This window comes from Streptomyces tauricus (genome assembly GCF_014650955.1).
Lineage (GTDB): Bacteria > Actinomycetota > Actinomycetes > Streptomycetales > Streptomycetaceae > Streptomyces > Streptomyces tauricus.
Genome location: NZ_BMVY01000039.1, coordinates 27,266 through 42,953, shown reverse-complemented (window position 1 = coordinate 42,953; position 15,688 = coordinate 27,266). Strand labels below are relative to the sequence as shown.

Here is a 15,688-nt window from a genome sequence, read left to right as displayed (position 1 = left end):
ACGTGTCGACTCGTGGCCAGTAATCTCAGCCCCCATGGAGCAGAGGCATCTCGGCCGTACCGGCCTGCGCGTGTCCCGCATCGGACTCGGCACCCTCACCTGGGGCAGGGACACCGACGAACACGACGCCGCGGACCTGTTGAAGGGGTTCTGGGAGGCGGGCGGGACCCTCGTCGACACGGCCGACGTGTACGGGGACGGGGAGGCCGAGTATCTGCTCGGACAGCTCATGGACGGCCTGGTCCCCCGGCGGGACCTCGTCATATCCACCAAGGCGGGCAGTGTGCCCGACCCCGACCGGCGCTTCGACGGCTCACGGGGACATCTGCTCTCCGCCCTCGACGCCTCGCTGGCCCGGCTCGGCACGGACCACGTGGACCTGTGGCAGGTCCACGCCTTCGACCCGGACGCGCCGCTGGAGGAGACCCTGCAGGCCCTCGACATCGCTGTCAGCAGCGGCCGGGCCCGGTACGCGGGGGTCTCCAACTTCTGCGGCTGGCAGCTCGCGAAGGCGGCGACCTGGCAGCTCGCGGCCCCCGGGACCCGCACCCGGCTGGCCAGTACGCAGATGGAGTACTCGCTGCTGCAGCGCGGTGTCGAGCGCGAGGTGCTGCCCGCCGCACTGGACCTGGGCATCGGGCTCCTGCCGTCCTCCCCGCTGGGCCGGGGTGTCCTGACGGGCAAGTACCGGCATGCGACGCCCGCGGACTCGCGGGGCGCCTCGGAGCAGCTGGCGCCGTTCGTCGCGCCGTATCTCGACGACGCGGCGAGCCGCATCGTGGACGCGGTGGCGACGGCGGCGGACGGCCTGGCGGTGACACCGCTCCAGGTGGCTCTCGCCTGGGTACGCGACCGGCCAGGGGTGGCCGCCCCGATCATCGGCGCGCGCAACGCGCTGCAGCTCACGGCCGCGTTGTCAGTGGAGACCCTTAGTCTTCCTGACGAGATCTGCCGAGCGCTCGACGACGTGTCGGCGCCCGTGCACCACTATCCCGATCACGACTGGAGCACGCTGTGACCACGGAGCCGTCCGCCGCCGCGGAGGAAGCAGAGCCGGGGACGCCGGACGCCGGTCCCGAGTCCGGGACGCCCGGCGCAGGGGATCAGCCGGGCACCGAGGCCGGCGGGGGCGCCTCGCCGGGCGAGAGGGATGCGGGCGAGGGTCACGCGGCTGAGGGGGATGCGGCGGACGCGGCTGAGGGCTCTGGCTCCTCCGGCTCCCCGGGGGGCGAGGCCACGGAGACCGCCGCGGAGGGCACCGAGACCGCGGCGGAGGCCACCGGGAGTCCCGATGAGGGCGTTGCCGAGGGTGCGGTCCAGTTGTCCGAGGCCGAAGCCGAGCTGGCCGCGCAGCGGGAACTGCGGGAGCGGATCGAGCGCCGGAAGGCGGAGAAGGAAGGGCCGGTCCTGGCCGGGACGGCACTGAGCGGAAAGGCCGCCGATCTGCTCGCGGCCGTCCGGGCGGTGGAGAGCGGCGAGAAGCCCTCGGCGAGCGTCTTCAGCGGGCCGGAGCCCACACCGCGCAGGGTCGCGCAGGAGCCGGTGCGCCGCCCGCAGCCCGTTCCCTCCGGCGCCCCGGCGTCGATGGCCTCCGAGTCCGTCGAGGCGGTGCGCGCCGTGCTCGTCCGGGGCGGTGCCCCGGAGGCGTTGGCACCGCAGACCGCCGCCACCCTCGGCGAAGGGGCGGACGGACAGCTGCGCGAGGACCCCTGGCAGCTGCTGCGCGTGGCGGGTGTGCGTCCCGAGCAGGCCGACGGGTTCGCCCGGGCCCTGCTCGGCGCGGAATGCGGTCCGGACGACGAACGGCGGGGCCGCGCGGTCACCGTGTGGCTCCTCGAACAGGCCGCGGTGGCGGGACACACCGCTCTGGAGGCGGCGGCTCTGCACGCCGCCCTCGCGCAGCGCTCGGTGCCCGACCCCGACGCGGCCGTGCAGAGCGCGCTGGCCGAGGGCGACGCCCTGGTCTTCCAGGACGCGCTGGACGAGCCCGGCAGCACGCCACCGGCTCCCCGGCGGTCCGAGGAGGACGACACCCAGGGCGGCGCGGGCGGCGAGGATGGTGAAGAGGTCGAGGAAGCGCGTCCGGTGCGGGTCCTCATCGGTCTGGAGCGGTACGCGCTCGCCGAGGAGAGCCTCGCCGACGGGCTGGCCCGGGTGGTCAACTCGCTGCCCAAGGAGGACGGCGCCGCCGCGGCCTGGGAGCCGGCCGCGACCGGCTCGGCCGCCGGGCTGATCCGGGCGGTCGCGGGCCACGGCCTGGTCCTGCACACCGGCGGCGAGGCGTCCCGCGCGGAGCCCGCCGCCCTGGTGGCGGCGGCCCGGTCCCTCGGCCTGAGGGTGTGCGCCGCCGCCCACCACCCGGACGGCCGCCGCCGCTTCGCCGAGCTGCTCGCGGGCGCGGGCGGGCAGGAGGCACGGGAGGCGTCCGAGGGCGGTCACCCCGACGCGGTCGTGGTCACCGTCGCCGGTCTGCTCTCCGGCGAGGAGGGCCCGGGGCGGGACCGCGACGGCATGCTCCGGACCGACCTCCTGGTCGTGCTGGACGCACCGCAGCTCGACATCGAGAACGCGGCGATGCTCGCCGAGTCGCTGCCCGACGGAGCCCGGCTCGTACTGAGCGGGGACCCCGGCGTGCTGTGGTCGGCGGGCCCCGGACGGGTGTTCGCGGATCTGCTCGCCGCGCGGGTGTGCCCGCAGATCGCCTCGCGGACCCCGGATCCGGGTCCCGTCGGCGAACTGGTCTCGGGCATCGGCATCGGGGAGCTGAACCAGGTCGAGGCCCCCGGCAAGGAAGTGGTGATCATCCCGGTGCGTGACGCCGGGGAGGCGATCCACCGCACGGTGCAGTTGGTCGCCGACTCGGTGCCGCGCGCGATCGGTATCCCGGCCGAGCAGACCCAGGTGATCACTCCGGGCCACGGCGGCGCGGCGGGCACGCGCGTGCTCAACGCGGCGCTGAAGGAGCGGCTCAACCCGGGCCCCGGCCGCTTCGGCGGTTTCGACCCGGGCGACCGGATCGCGTACTCCGCCGCGCCGGGCCGTTCGGTCCTGGGCCAGGTGGTGAAGGCCGACGCCGCCGGACTGCACCTGGAGTGCGCGGGCGCGCCCGTCGTCGTACCGAAGGAGCGCGTGGAGCAGACCGTGCGGCACGGCTGGGCACTGACCGCCCACCAGGCCGTCGGGGTCCGCTGGCCCGCCGCGGTCGTGGTGCTGCCCGGCGACGCGGCGCAGGCGCTCTCCAGGCCCTGGGTCTACACCGCCTTCGGCCGCGCCGACCGCCACCTCTCCGTGGTCCACGGAGTGGAACAGGCCCTGCCGCACGCGGTGGCAGAGATCCCGGCCAAGCCCCGCACAACAAGACTGCCGTCCCTGATCACAGCCCAGATCCCCCCGACGCCGGCCTGAGCCGGCCCCCGGGGCCGGGGCCGGTTCCCGCGCTGGGTCCGGTGCCGGGTCAGGTGCCAGGTCCGGGGCGGGGACCGGTGCCCGCTCCGGGTCCGGCACCGAGCTGCTCCGACGTCCGCGCCGGGCTCGGTCCGGCGCCTGGCGGAGCCCTCCGGGGGGCGGGCCCTCGTCGGCCCGAACGTATCGACGGCGGTCACCGGGGGCCGCGCCGGGCACAGTCCCGTGCCGACAAGGCTCCGACGAGGTACGCCGACCCGGGTCGGCGTCCGTCGTCGGGCCAGACGTGCCGCCTCCGGGGCGGTCGGTCCCCCGGCGGGAGCCCGTCGCCCCGGACACGGAGACGGGCAGTCATCAGGCTCCCCGTCAGGCGGACACGGGGCCAGCCCGGGTCGGCCGTACCTCGTCCGCCCCGACGTGCCGCCGCCGAGGCGGGCCCCGGCGGGAGCCCGTCGCCCCGGACACGGCGGCGGGCGGTCGCCCGGCTCCGCGTCGGGCTCAGTCCCCGCCTGGCGGAGCCGGCCCCCGAGGGGCGGGCCCGCGTCGGCCCGAACGTATCGGCGACGGCCACCGGGCTCCGCGTCGGGCTCAGTCCCGTGCCGACGCGGGGCCGGCACCGGAGGGCGACCCGGGTCGGGCAGTGCCTCGTCCGCGCCCACGTGCCGCTGCCGCGGCGGGCCCCGGCGGGAGCCCGGCCGCCCGGACATGGCTGTGGCGGTCACCGGGCCCCTGAGGGCGGTGACCGCCACCGTCGAAGTGCGGCTGCGCTGTCAGCGGTCCGCGTTGCGTGCGCGCAGGTTTTCGGGCTCCGCCTCGTCGAGGGGGTCTTCCAGTTCCGGGCCGACGGCGTCCACCACCTCGTCCTCGATGTCGTCGATCTCGTCGAGGTCGTCATCCGCGTCGTCGTCGAAGACCGCGCTGACGTCGAAGCGGCACACCACCTGGTGGGTGTCGGCCTGTTCGAACGGGGCCTCCAGCCACTCGCCCGGCTCCGCCGGTTCGTCCGAGGCGGTCACCCACAGCGTCGAGTCGCCCTCCTCCAGGCCGAACTCCTTGTGCCGGGAGGCGATCTCGTCGGCCTCGAACTCGCCGAAGAGGACGCCGAGCGCACCGTGCACGGTCCCGGACGCGGCGTCGAAGCCCGCCGTCACGGCCCCGGACTCCTCCACCGCCTCGACCCGCTGCGCCTGCGCCAGCAGCCGCTGCGGCTCCACCACCACGTAGTCCCGGCGGATCAGCACGCTCAGCGCGTTCGGCTCCTCCGGCCCGGTGTACGGCGGCAGTGCGTCGTCCGAGCCGGGGATCTCGAAGGGGGTGACCTCGTCGTAGCGGTCGTAGAGGAGTTCGTCGTACTCCTCGGCGGCCGCCGCCAACTCGTTGAACGCCTCGTAGACGGCCGGGTCGTCCTCACCCGACCTGCGCTCGACCGCCGCCAGGTGGCGGTCGAGCGCGGTCTTGACCGCCTCGGCGGCGGCGCGTACCTCGGCAGCGGTGGGCTGCGCAGCATCAGACATAGTGCAGACGCTATCCGTACCGGGCCTCCGCACGCACAATAGATGCGATGCCGGAATACGAATTTGTCAACGTGTATGTGCCGCGCGGGGTCTCCCGCAAGGAAGCGGCACGCCTGCTGACGGACCATGCGGAGTACGGACACTGGGAGTTGGACCGCCTCAGCCTGCATACCGACGGCAGCCGCAGGGTGCGGTTGCGCCGACGGATCATTCGCCAGGTGCGCGCCACCTGGTGACGCGGGAAGGCTGAAACGGAGTGGGCCCCGCACGTGCGGGGCCCACTCCGTTCGACCTGCTCGGGACCGGTGGCTCAGGCCGCGGGCCCGATGGCCCATGCCTCGTGATCAGGGCTTACGCGGACGCGCGGGCCTTGCGGTAGAGCACGGCGCCCGCCAGCAGCGCGCCCGCGCCCACGGGCAGCGCGAGGCCGAGCGGCACACCCGCGCCGGTCTCCGCGAGGTGCGCGGAGACGTCGGAGCCGTCGGTGCGGCCGGCCGCCAGGGCGCCCGGGCCGTTCGCGTCCGAGGCATGCGCGTTCGAGCCGCCCTGGTTCCCGTGTCCCGCCGAACCGGGCCGCCCCGACCCCTCGGAGCCGTCCGAGCCGTCCGCCTCCCCCGGCCCACCCGGCGTACCCGGGTGCTCCGAGTCACCGGGCTGTCCCGGCTTGCCCGGGGAGTGGGGTCCCCCGTGGCCGGGAGACGTGGTCCCGTGCCCGCCGCCGCCGGTGTTCCCGCAGGCGTTGCCCGTGGTGGTGTTGCCGACGCCGGCGACGGAGACGTTGTTGCCGCAGACGTTCACCGGCGCGTGCACCGGAATCCGTACCTGGTTCCCGGAGCCCACTCCTGGCGAGTCACTGGTGTGCCCCCCGGCGTGCGATCCGGCTCCGCCACCCGAGCCGCCGTTCCCGTGGTGGCCGGAGCCGGTGCCCTTGCCCGCCCCCTTGTTGGCGCATTTGTTGCCGACCGCCGGGTTGAGCACACCGACCACGTTCACGGTGTTGCCGCAGACGTTGACCGGCGCGTGCACCGGCGCCTGTACCGAGTTGCCGGAGAGTACGCCCGGGGAGCCCGAAGCGGTGCCGTGCGCCCCCGAGTCGGCGTGCGCGTAACCGCCGGTGGCCGCGAGGACACCGGTTGCCGCCGCCACCGTCATCAGGCCTTTGCGGGTGACCTGTCGCATAGCTATTCCCTGCCCCTTGTGAACCGTGTGGTGCGCGGTATCGCGGTATACGGAATGTCGGCGGCCCCGGAGCGCATGGCACGCACTCCGGGGCCGCGGACTCAGACCCTCATGGATTCAGACCTTCATGGGATGCAGGCCCTCATGAGGTGTGCTCGACGCCGGACGTCGAGCACGGCATCCGACGTTGTGCTCGATGTCAGACGTTGGTGCAGGTGTTACCGAAGGCGGGGTTCAGCAGCCCGATCACGGAGACCGTGTTGCCGCAGACGTTCACCGGGATGTGGATGGGCGCCTGGACGACGTTGCCCGAGAGCACGCCCGGGGAACCGACGGCAGCACCCTGCGCACCGGCGTCGGCAACCGCAAGACCCGCACCGGCGAGAACGAGGCCACCCGTGGCAGCCGCAGCGGCGACGATCTTCTTGATCATTGTTCCTCCTAGTAGTCACATGTGATCCCAGCCGCGGATCACATCAGCAGTAACGAGGAGGGAGTAATAGGGCTACGAGCTTATGAGCGCATTCACTCTTCTCAGTCGGCTCCGTACGCGCTGGCGATTATTGGAGTGTCGTTTCAGCGGGTTAATGCCGGACACACCCGTCCGGCTCAACCCCGTCCGCACGGTTCAGGACGCCTCGATGAAGCGGTCGAGCACCCGCACGCCGAACTTCAGGGCGTCGACCGGCACCCGCTCGTCGACCCCGTGGAACATCCCGGCGAAGTCCAGCTCCGGCGGCAGCTTCAGCGGGGCGAAGCCGAAGCAGCGGATGCCGAGGTCGTCGAAGGACTTGGCGTCGGTGCCGGCGGAGAGCATGTACGGGACGGCCCGCGCGATCGGGTCCTCGGCGACCAGCGCGGTCTGCATGGCGTCCACGAGGGCCCCGTCGAAGGTGGTCTCCAGGGCCTTGTCGGCGTGCACGTCCTCGCGCTTCACGTTCGGGCCGAGGACGCGGTCCAGATCGGCGAGGAACTCCTCCTCGTACCCCGGCAGGTAACGGGCGTCGACGTGCGCGGTCGCCTGCCCCGGGATGACGTTCACCTTGTAGCCCGCGCCCAGCTGGGTCGGGTTGGCGGTGTTCTGGAGCGAGGCGCCGATGAGCTTGGCGATACCGCCGAGCTTGGCCAGCGTCGCGTCCATGTTCTCCGGGTCCAGCTCGGTGCCGAGGGCGTCGCCCAGCTCGTCCAGGAAGTGCCGCAGCGTCTTCGTCACACGCACCGGGAACTTGTGCCGCCCGAGCCGCCCCACGGCCTCCGACAGCTCGGTGATCGCGTTGTCCTTGTGGATCATCGAACCGTGTCCGGCGGTGCCGTCCACGGTCAGCTTCATCCAGTGCATGCCCTTCTGGGCGGTCTCCACCAGGTACAGCCTCAGGTTCTCGTTGACCGTGAACGAGAAACCGCCGACCTCGCCGATCGCCTCCGTCACACCCTCGAAGAGGTCGGGGTGCTTGGTGACGAGGTGCTTGGCGCCGAACGTGCCGCCCGCCTCCTCGTCGGCCAGGAAGGCCAGCACGAGGTCGCGGGGAGGCTTGCGACCGGCGCGCATCCGCTCGCGTACGACCGCGAGGGTCATCGCGTCCATGTCCTTCATGTCGACCGCGCCGCGGCCCCAGACACAGCCGTCGGCGATCTCGCCGGAGAACGGGTGGTGCGTCCAGTCCTGGGCGTTCGCCGGTACGACGTCGGTGTGGCCGTGGATGAGCAGGCCGGGCCGCGAACGGTCCTCGCCCTCGATCCTGACCACCGTGGAGGCGCGGCCCGTGTGCGACTCGAAGATCTGCGGTTCGAGACCCACCTCGGCGAGCTTCTCCGCGACGTACTCGGCGGCCTTGCGCTCACCCGGGCCCGAGTGGTCGCCGTAGTTGCTGGTGTCGATCCGGATCAGCTCGCGGCAGAGGTCGACGACCTCGTCCTCACCCTTGATGCCCTTGGTCGTGTCCTGCTCGCTCACGTGCTTCCTCCCACTGTCACTGCTGGTGGTCCCCCACGTCCTTCCCCCTCATCCTCTCTCTCCGGTCCTCCCCGCCCAAGGCCGGACCACGCCCGTCACACGCCGTTCACGCCCCGCCGCCCGGCACCGCCCCGTGATCGGGGGCTCTCCAAAGCCTGGTAATGTTTCCTTCGTCGCCGCGAGGGGAACCCCGCGCGACAGACACCTTGTCCGGGTGGCGGAATGGCAGACGCGCTAGCTTGAGGTGCTAGTGCCCTTTATCGGGCGTGGGGGTTCAAGTCCCCCCTCGGACACCAGCGGAAGAACCAGAAAAAACCCCAGCTCAGCTGGGGTTTTTCTGTTTTCCGGAGTCAGGGCGTGCGCGCGGACCACACTCCCCGGGCAGGGCCGCCGTCAGACGATGTGCACCCGCTCCAGGACGCCCTGCGGATCCCGCAGCAGGATCTCTCGCCCCTGCGCCCGCTGCGCCTCCAGATAGGCGTAGATCTGCACCGCACGGTTGATGACGTCCGCCTTGCTGAGTCCGGTCGCCTCGGTGAGCTCGGCGACCGCCTGCACGGCCGGCGGAACGAGCGTCACGGAGTACCGCTCACTCGCGGGATGACTCAACGAACGAACTGGCTGTCCTCCCATGCGCAGCCCCTCCTTCTCTTCTCGTCGTGGCCGTATTGGCGTTCTGATCTGCAAGTCTGCCATGGAACGCATCAGAACACCACCAGACCGGTGCGTTTACGCACCACCCTTGCTAGGGTGGATCCTGCCTCACCGACGAGCGCGCACTCCGCAGACACGGGGCTGCGGCGGCGCGCTCGCCAGGAGGCGATCGGGGGAAATCGCAGCGAGAGCTGCGGCCCTGGCGGACGCCGCCGCCCCACCGGGGGCTTGGGCGGCGCGTCGGCCGCCGGGATGTCCGTGTCGGCCCTGAACCCGGGATGGAGGTGGCGCCGTGCAGCCGATCAGGCCGGTTCCCACCTGACACAACACCCCTCTCTGAACCGGCCGGAAAGGTCCGGCCATGCCCGTCAACGACCCGCCGACCCACAGCAACGATGAAGAAGGCGACGAAGTCCTCGTACTCGACGCCGCGGAACCCACCGGTTCCGCCTACGTGTCGATCACGACGACCCCGGACGGCCCGGCCTTGACGGCCTCCGTGCCGGAAAGGGAGTCCGGACACGCGCTTCGGACGCTCAACGCCTTCTCCGGAGTTGCCGGATCGGTCATCGGTCCCTACCTGATGGCGAAGGCGCTGTCGCTTCTCGCGACGACGTCACCCTGGCACTTCGAGGTCGCATGCCTGATGGTGGCGGCCGTTCTGCCGTGGGTCCATCTCCATGTCCGCCCGCGTCACCAGCACTGACGCGCTCTGCTCAGCCGGAGTATGCCCCCGCCCTCACGGCGGGGGCAGAGGGGCCCGGCCGGCAGCGCGGGGCGGGAGCTGTGAACCGGAACTCTCCGACGGCTTCAAGACGTTCGGACGGTGCTCAAGGTTTTGCGTAGGGAACCCCGTTTCAAGCAGGCGCAGTTCGCCCCGCTCGTGCGGTACTCGACCGCGTACGTCGCCGAGTTCGAGCAGCGGAGGAAGTGGACACGCTCAGCAGTCGCCCACCCTCTCCCCCGCCGCCTGGACGGCGTTCATCAGCGTGTTTCCGGTAGGTGTGGGGCAGATCTCGTCAAGGTGACATAACTCCATGTCAGAGAGGTGCGGAGGCCGGTCCGAGGGCCCCGCACAGACCCGTTCGCGTCGCTGAGGCGCGAGGCCGGGGCTAGCGTCGTACTAAAATTCCACGCTTGTTCGGAGCTGAGTGGAATATCCCCAGGCATACCTGCGGGCCCGCCGGCTCCCCCGGTGCATCCGGGTACGACATGTGAGGACCCGATGGCAGCCCTCCAGCATGGCCCCGCGTTCCAGTTGTCCGACGACGAAGTACGGGCCGAGTTCGGCGACCGGGCGCGGTTTTCCGCATCCTCCGCACCTTCACCGCGCACGCTCGTCGACATCCTCGACGCCTCCGTGCGCGCGTATCCCGACGAGCCCGCCCTCGACGACGGGCGTCGGGCCCTGACCTACCGCGCGCTGGCCATAGAGGTCGAGGCGCTGCGGCGGCGGCTCGGTGACGCGGGGGTGGGACTTGGGGACCGTGTCGGCGTGCGTGTGCCGTCCGGGACCAATGAGCTGTACGTGGCCGTGCTCGCCGTACTGGCCGCCGGGGCCGCCTACGTGCCCGTGGACGCCGAGGACCCGGACGAGCGGGCCGAGCTGGTGTTCGGGGAGGCGGGCGTACGCGCCGTCGTCGGGGCCGGGCACGAGCTGACCGTCGAGGGGCGGAGCGAAGTGGCCGCCGCGCGGCCCGGGGTCGGGCACGACGCCTGGATCATCTTCACCTCCGGGTCGACCGGCAAGCCCAAGGGCGTGGCCGTGACGCACCGCAGTGCCGCCGCCTTCGTGGACGCCGAAGCCCATCTCTTTCTCACCGAGGACCCCATCGGGCCCGGTGACCGTGTCATGGCCGGGCTCTCCGTGGCCTTCGACGCCTCCTGCGAGGAGATGTGGCTGGCCTGGCGCTACGGGGCCTGTCTGGTGCCCGTACCGCGCTCCCAGGTGCGCAGCGGCGCCGACCTCGGGCCCTGGCTGGTCGAGCAGGAGATCACCGTCGTCTCCACCGTGCCGACGCTGGCCGCCCTGTGGGAGCCGGAGGCGCTCAACGAGGTACGGCTGCTGATCTTCGGCGGTGAGGCCTGCCCGCCCGAGCTGGTGCAGCGCCTGGTCACCGAGGGACGCGAGGTGTGGAACACCTACGGGCCCACCGAGGCGACCGTCGTGGCGTGCGCCTCGCTGATGACCGGCGAGGAGCCCATCCGGATCGGGCTGCCGCTCGACGGGTGGGAGCTGGCCGTCGTCGACGAGGCCGGGGAGCCCGTGGCCATGGGCGGCAGCGGACAGCTCGTCATCGGCGGGGTGGGGCTCGCCCGCTATCTCGATCCCGAGAAGGACGCCGAGAAGTACGCGCCGCTGGAATCGCTCGGCTGGGAGCGCGCGTACCGCAGCGGTGACCTGGTCAAGGCCGAGCCCGAAGGGCTGATCTTCCTCGGGCGGGCCGACGAGCAGATCAAGCTCGGTGGGCGCCGGATCGAGCTGGGGGAAGTCGACACCGCGCTGCAGGGGCTGCCCGGGGTGGCCGGAGCCGCTGCCGCCGTGCGGACGGCGCGCGGTGGGAATCAGCTGCTCGTCGGCTATGTCGTGCTCCAGGACGAGCTCCAGGAGGACGGGGGCGAAGGCGGCGGCTGGGATCACTCGGCGGCCGTCGCACGGCTGCGGGCCGAGCTGCCCGCCGCCCTCGTACCGCTGATCGCGCTCGTGCCCGAGCTGCCGACCCGTACGTCCGGCAAGGTCGACCGGGACGCGCTGCCGTGGCCGCTGGAGAACCTGGAGACCGGCGGACCCACCGAGCAGCTGTACGGGACCGAGGCGTGGCTCGCCGAGCAGTGGAGCGAGGTGCTGGGCATCCCGGTGGGTTCCGCCCGGGACGACTTCTTCGCGATCGGCGGCGGGAGTCTCGCCGCCGCGCTGCTCACCACGCGGCTGCGCACCCGTTATCCGAGCGCCGCCGTGCTCGACATCTATCAGCAGCCCGTGCTGCGCAAGCTCGCCCGGCATCTGGAGAAGTCGGCCCAGGGTGACGGCGCCGAGCGGATGATCGCGCCGGTGCCGTTGCGGGCGAAGGTCGTGCAGCTACTGGTACTCCTCCCCCTGTTCGCGCTGCTCGGGCTGCGCTGGACCGTGGCGCTGGCGGCGCTCGGCAACGCGCTGCACTGGTTCGGCGCGTACCCGTGGGCGCCGGCCGCCTCCTGGTGGCTGGTCGGACCGCTGGCCGTGCTGCTCTTCAGTCCGCCCGGGCGGCTCGCGATCGGGGCGGGCGGCGCACGGCTGCTGCTGCGCGGGGTACAGGCCGGCCGGTATCCACGCGGCGGGAGCGTGCATCTGCGGCTGTGGACGGCCGAGCGGCTCGCCGAGTTCAGCGGGGCGACCTCGCTGACCGGGTCCTGGCTGGAGCGGTACGCGCGGGCGCTCGGCGCCAAGATCGGCCCCGACGTCGATCTGCACTCCCTGCCGCCGGTCACCGGCATGCTCAAGCTCGGGCGCGGCGCCGCCGTGGAGTCCGAGGTGGACCTGTCGGGGCACTGGCTGGACGGCGACCGGCTGGAGATCGGCCCCGTCAAGGTCGGCGCGCACGCCGTGGTCGGCACCCGCAGCATCCTCTTCCCCGGCGCCCGGGTGGGCAAGCGGGCCGAGGTGGCGCCCGGTTCCGCCGTCGCCGGACACGTACCGACCGGGCAGCGGTGGGCCGGCGCGCCCGCCACCAAGCTCGGCAAGGCCAAGCGGGACTGGCCCAAGGAGCGGCCCCAGAAGGGCACGTACTGGCGGGTGATGTACGGGGCCACCGGGTTCGCGCTGACCATGCTGCCGGTCGTGTCGGGACTCGCCGCGCTGCTCGTCGTGGGTGTCTTCGTCTCACCGGACGCCGGGCTCGGCGACGCGCTGCGGGGTGCCGCCGTGGCGCTGGTGCCGGCGACCCTCGCCTTCGGTCTCGCGTTCGCGCTGCTTCTGCTGGTCGGCGTGCGGCTGCTCAGCCTCGGGCTGCGGCCCGGTACGCATCCCACGCACAGCAGGATCGGCTGGCAGGCCTGGACCGTCACCCAGCTCATGGACCGCTCCCGCGAGACGCTGTTCCCGTTGTACGCGGGACTGATCACGCCCGTGTGGCTGCGGCTGCTCGGCATGCGGATCGGGCGGGGCGCCGAGGTGTCGACCGTCCTCGCGCTGCCGAGCCTGACGACGGTCGGCGAGGGCGCGTTCCTGGCCGACGACACCCTCACCGCCCCGTACGAGCTGGGCGGCGGCTGGATGCGGATCGGGCGGGCCGAGATCGGGCGCCGGGCCTTCCTCGGGAACTCCGGGATGACCGCTCCGGGCCGCTCGGTGCCGGACGGCGGGCTGGTCGGGGTGCTGTCCGCGACGCCGAAGAAGGCCAAGAAGGGCAGCTCCTACCTGGGGCTGCCGCCGGTCAGGCTGCCGCGCTCCACGCAGGACGGCGACCAGAGCCTGACGTACGACCCGCCCGTGCGGCTGCTGTGGGCCCGCGGGCTCGTAGAGCTGTGCCGGATCGTGCCCGTCTTCTGCTCGGCGGCGCTCGCCGTGCTGACGGTCGCGGCGCTGAGCGCGCTCGGGACGTGGGCCTGGGCGTTCGCCGGGCTGGTGCTGCTGGGCGCGGGCGCGGCGGCCGGGCTGCTGTCCGTCGTCGCGAAGTGGCTGCTCGTGGGGCGTCACCGGGCCGGTGAGCACCCGCTGTGGAGCGGTTTCGTGTGGCGCAACGAGCTGGCCGACACCTTCGTCGAGGTCGTCGCCGTGCCGTGGTTGGCCGGGTCCGTGCCGGGTACTCCGGTCATGAACCTGTGGCTCCGCGGCCTCGGCGCCCATATCGGCAAGGGTGTCTGGGTGGAGAGCTACTGGCTGCCCGAGACCGATCTGGTGACACTGGAGGACGCGGCGACGGTCAACCGTGGCTGTGTGCTGCAGACCCACCTCTTCCACGACCGGATCTTGAGGACGGATACTGTGGTCCTCCGTGAGGGCGCCACCCTGGGCCCGGGCGGAATCGTTCTGCCCGGCAGCACCGTCGGGGCGCGCAGCACACTGGGACCCGCGTCCCTCGTCATGGCGGCGGAATCCGTTCCCGACGACACCCGTTGGCTGGGCAACCCGATCGAGGCGTGGCGTTCCTAGGCGCGGCGTCTTCGGGTGTGGCGTCCAAGAGCGCGACTCGTGCGGCGCACTCGTACGGCGCACTCGTACGGCGCCCGGGAGGCGATGTCGGCACGCCGTACGAGCACAGCGCAGGGAGCAGATACTTCAGTGGTTCAGCAGACAGTGGGAGCGGATCCGTACTTCCCGGCGAACGGTGACCCCCGTTACCGGGTGCATCGGTACGAACTCGCCCTGGACTACCGTCCGGGACCCAACCGGCTGTCCGGCACCGCGCGCCTGAACGCCATAGCGGGCCGGTCGCCGCTCGCCGAGTTCCAGCTGAACCTCGCCGACTTCCGGATCGGGCGGGTCCGGGTCGACGGGCGGGCACAGCACTACACGCACCGGGGCGGCCGGCTGCGGATCCGCCCGGCGAAGCCGATCCGGGCGGGGGCCGCGTTCACCGTGGAGATCCACTGGTCGGGCAACCCCAAGCCGGTACGAAGCCCGTGGGGCGGCATCGGCTGGGAGGAACTGGAGGACGGGGCGCTGGTGGCGAGCCAGCCGGTGGGCGCGCCGTCCTGGTACCCGTGCAACGACCGGCCCGCGGACAAGGCCTCGTACCAGATCGCCGTGACGACGCCGTCGGCGTACTCGGTGGTGGCGGGCGGGCGGCTGCTGACGCGTACGCCCAAGGCGTCCACGACGACGTGGGTGTACGAGCAGGCGGCGCCGACGTCCAGTTATCTGGTCGGGCTGTCCATCGGCAAGTACCAGACCGTGCTGCTCGGTGACCCCGGGCTCGGCGGGGTGCCGCAGTCGGGGCACATTCCGGCGCGGCTGCTCACCGAGTTCTCGCGGGACTTCGCGCGGCAGCCGGCGATGATGACGCTCTTCGAGGAGCTGTTCGGGCCGTATCCGTTCGGTGAGTACGCGGTCGTGGTCACCGAGGAGGAGCTCGATGTCCCGGTGGAGGCGCAGGGGCTTTCGCTGTTCGGCGCCAACCATGTGGACGGGGGGCGGGGGTCCGAGCGGCTGGTCGCGCACGAGTTGGCGCACCAGTGGTTCGGGAACAGTGTGAGCATCGCCGACTGGCGGCACATCTGGCTGAACGAGGGGTTCGCGAAGTACGCGGAGTGGTTGTGGTCCGAGCGGTCGGGTGGGCGCAGCGCGCAGACTCTGGCCGGGCTGGCCCATCGGGGGCTGGCCGGGAAGCCGCAGGATCTTCGGCTGGCCGATCCCGGGCGGAAGCTGATGTTCGACGACCGGCTGTACGAGCGGGGCGGGTTGGTGCTGCACGCCGTGCGGTGCGCTTTGGGGGACGAGGCGTTCTTCCGGATGCTGCGGGGGTGGGTGACCGTGCATCGGGGTGGGGCGGTGACGACCGCGGCGTTCGTGGCGCACGTGGCTCGGTACGCGGCGGAGCCGTTGGACGAGCTGTTCGCCGCGTGGGTTTTCGAGGGGGCGCTGCCGGCGTTGCCCTCGCCGGGGGTGGGCATTCCTGAACGGCCGTCTTATCCGCCTCACCGGGGGTGACGGGCCGCTTGCCGCGGGCTAAGGGCCCGCCGCCTGTCTGTAGGGTGCGGGCCCTTCGTGGCTGGTTGCGCCGTTCCCCGCGCCCCTTAGGGAATGGGGGTGAGCGGGGTCAGTGCCGTGCGGGTGCGTTGAGGCTGAGTGCGCCGTTCCCCGCGCCCCTTAGGGAATGGGGGTGAGCGGGGTCAGTGCCGTGCGGGTGCGTTGGAGCTGAGTGCGCCGTTCCCCGCGCCCCTTAGGGAATGGGGGTGAGCGGGGTCAGTGCCGTGCGGGTGCGTTGAGGCTGAGTGCGCCGTTCCCCGCGCCCCTTAGGGAGTGGGGGTGCGCGGGGTCCGTGCCGTGCGGGTGCGTTGAGGCTGA

11 protein-coding genes and 1 tRNA gene are annotated in these 15,688 nt (G+C 72.4%); 7 read left to right on the top strand and 5 right to left on the bottom strand.

Going from position 1 to position 15,688, the window contains the following annotated elements; translation table 11 throughout:
- Window positions 1–34 precede the first annotated feature (34 nt).
- Together IE278_RS35895 and IE278_RS35890 are read left to right on the top strand one after the other, a co-directional pair.
- Window positions 35–1,018: an aldo/keto reductase gene (locus tag IE278_RS35895; protein WP_189778867.1), complete on the top strand. Its 984-nt coding sequence runs from the start codon at window positions 35–37 to the stop codon at window positions 1,016–1,018.
- Window positions 1,015–3,405, top strand: a complete 2,391-nt coding sequence (locus tag IE278_RS35890) for a helix-hairpin-helix domain-containing protein (RefSeq protein WP_189778865.1) — start codon at window positions 1,015–1,017, stop codon at window positions 3,403–3,405. The genes IE278_RS35895 and IE278_RS35890 overlap by 4 nt, the downstream gene beginning before the upstream one ends.
- A gap of 767 nt (window positions 3,406–4,172) precedes the next feature.
- On the opposite strand, the gene IE278_RS35885 is transcribed toward IE278_RS35890, so the two are convergent.
- Complete coding sequence (locus IE278_RS35885; protein ID WP_189778863.1) at window positions 4,173–4,916, bottom strand: hypothetical protein; 744 nt, start codon at window positions 4,914–4,916, stop codon at window positions 4,173–4,175.
- A 47-nt stretch (window positions 4,917–4,963) separates the two neighbouring features.
- Between IE278_RS35885 and IE278_RS35880 the strand changes: the two genes are divergently transcribed.
- Entirely contained in the window at window positions 4,964–5,152 is a 189-nt protein-coding gene (locus IE278_RS35880; protein WP_107021061.1) for a DUF5703 family protein, read from the top strand.
- A 115-nt stretch (window positions 5,153–5,267) separates the two neighbouring features.
- Here IE278_RS35880 and IE278_RS35875 read toward each other — a convergent pair whose 3' ends face one another.
- The 3 genes from IE278_RS35875 to IE278_RS35865 all read right to left on the bottom strand — a co-directional run bounded on the left by IE278_RS35875 (window position 5,268) and on the right by IE278_RS35865 (window position 8,049).
- Window positions 5,268–6,095, bottom strand: a complete 828-nt coding sequence (locus tag IE278_RS35875; RefSeq protein ID WP_189778860.1) for a chaplin — start codon at window positions 6,093–6,095, stop codon at window positions 5,268–5,270.
- 199 nt (window positions 6,096–6,294) lie between these two features.
- Complete coding sequence (gene chpH, locus IE278_RS35870; protein ID WP_107021063.1) at window positions 6,295–6,528, bottom strand: chaplin ChpH; 234 nt, start codon at window positions 6,526–6,528, stop codon at window positions 6,295–6,297.
- A 195-nt stretch (window positions 6,529–6,723) separates the two neighbouring features.
- Window positions 6,724–8,049: a M20/M25/M40 family metallo-hydrolase gene (locus IE278_RS35865; RefSeq protein ID WP_189778859.1), complete on the bottom strand. Its 1,326-nt coding sequence runs from the start codon at window positions 8,047–8,049 to the stop codon at window positions 6,724–6,726.
- A 208-nt stretch (window positions 8,050–8,257) separates the two neighbouring features.
- On the opposite strand from IE278_RS35865, the gene IE278_RS35860 reads away from it, so the two are divergent.
- Window positions 8,258–8,345 (top strand) — tRNA-Leu (locus IE278_RS35860).
- Between the two features lie 97 nt (window positions 8,346–8,442).
- Here the strand turns inward: IE278_RS35860 and IE278_RS35855 are convergent.
- Complete coding sequence (locus tag IE278_RS35855) at window positions 8,443–8,628, bottom strand: hypothetical protein (RefSeq protein WP_246571215.1); 186 nt, start codon at window positions 8,626–8,628, stop codon at window positions 8,443–8,445.
- A 436-nt stretch (window positions 8,629–9,064) separates the two neighbouring features.
- On the opposite strand from IE278_RS35855, the gene IE278_RS35850 reads away from it, so the two are divergent.
- From IE278_RS35850 to IE278_RS35840, 3 genes are all read left to right on the top strand, one after another.
- The gene (locus IE278_RS35850; RefSeq protein WP_189778855.1) at window positions 9,065–9,409 is read left to right on the top strand and encodes a hypothetical protein; all 345 of its coding nucleotides are present in this window, start codon (window positions 9,065–9,067) and stop codon (window positions 9,407–9,409) included.
- 519 nt (window positions 9,410–9,928) lie between these two features.
- The gene (locus IE278_RS35845) at window positions 9,929–13,834 is read left to right on the top strand and encodes a Pls/PosA family non-ribosomal peptide synthetase (RefSeq protein WP_189778853.1); all 3,906 of its coding nucleotides are present in this window, start codon (window positions 9,929–9,931) and stop codon (window positions 13,832–13,834) included.
- Between the two features lie 84 nt (window positions 13,835–13,918).
- Window positions 13,919–15,331, top strand: a complete 1,413-nt coding sequence (locus IE278_RS35840; protein WP_189778928.1) for a M1 family metallopeptidase — start codon at window positions 13,919–13,921, stop codon at window positions 15,329–15,331.
- The last annotated feature ends 357 nt before the right edge of the window (window positions 15,332–15,688 follow it).

Bases quoted from the DNA above. Each gene is read 5' to 3' on its own strand.
- IE278_RS35885 (WP_189778863.1), bottom strand. From the start codon at position 4,916: ATGTCTGATGCTGCGCAGCCCACCGCTGCCGAGGTACGCGCCGCCGCC.
- chpH (WP_107021063.1), bottom strand. From the start codon at position 6,528: ATGATCAAGAAGATCGTCGCCGCTGCGGCTGCCACGGGTGGCCTCGTT.
- IE278_RS35875 (WP_189778860.1), bottom strand. From the start codon at position 6,095: ATGCGACAGGTCACCCGCAAAGGCCTGATGACGGTGGCGGCGGCAACC.
- IE278_RS35895 (WP_189778867.1), top strand. From the start codon at position 35: ATGGAGCAGAGGCATCTCGGCCGTACCGGCCTGCGCGTGTCCCGCATC.
- IE278_RS35845 (WP_189778853.1), top strand. From the start codon at position 9,929: ATGGCAGCCCTCCAGCATGGCCCCGCGTTCCAGTTGTCCGACGACGAA.
- IE278_RS35850 (WP_189778855.1), top strand. From the start codon at position 9,065: ATGCCCGTCAACGACCCGCCGACCCACAGCAACGATGAAGAAGGCGAC.
- IE278_RS35880 (WP_107021061.1), top strand. From the start codon at position 4,964: ATGCCGGAATACGAATTTGTCAACGTGTATGTGCCGCGCGGGGTCTCC.
- IE278_RS35840 (WP_189778928.1), top strand. From the start codon at position 13,919: ATGTCGGCACGCCGTACGAGCACAGCGCAGGGAGCAGATACTTCAGTG.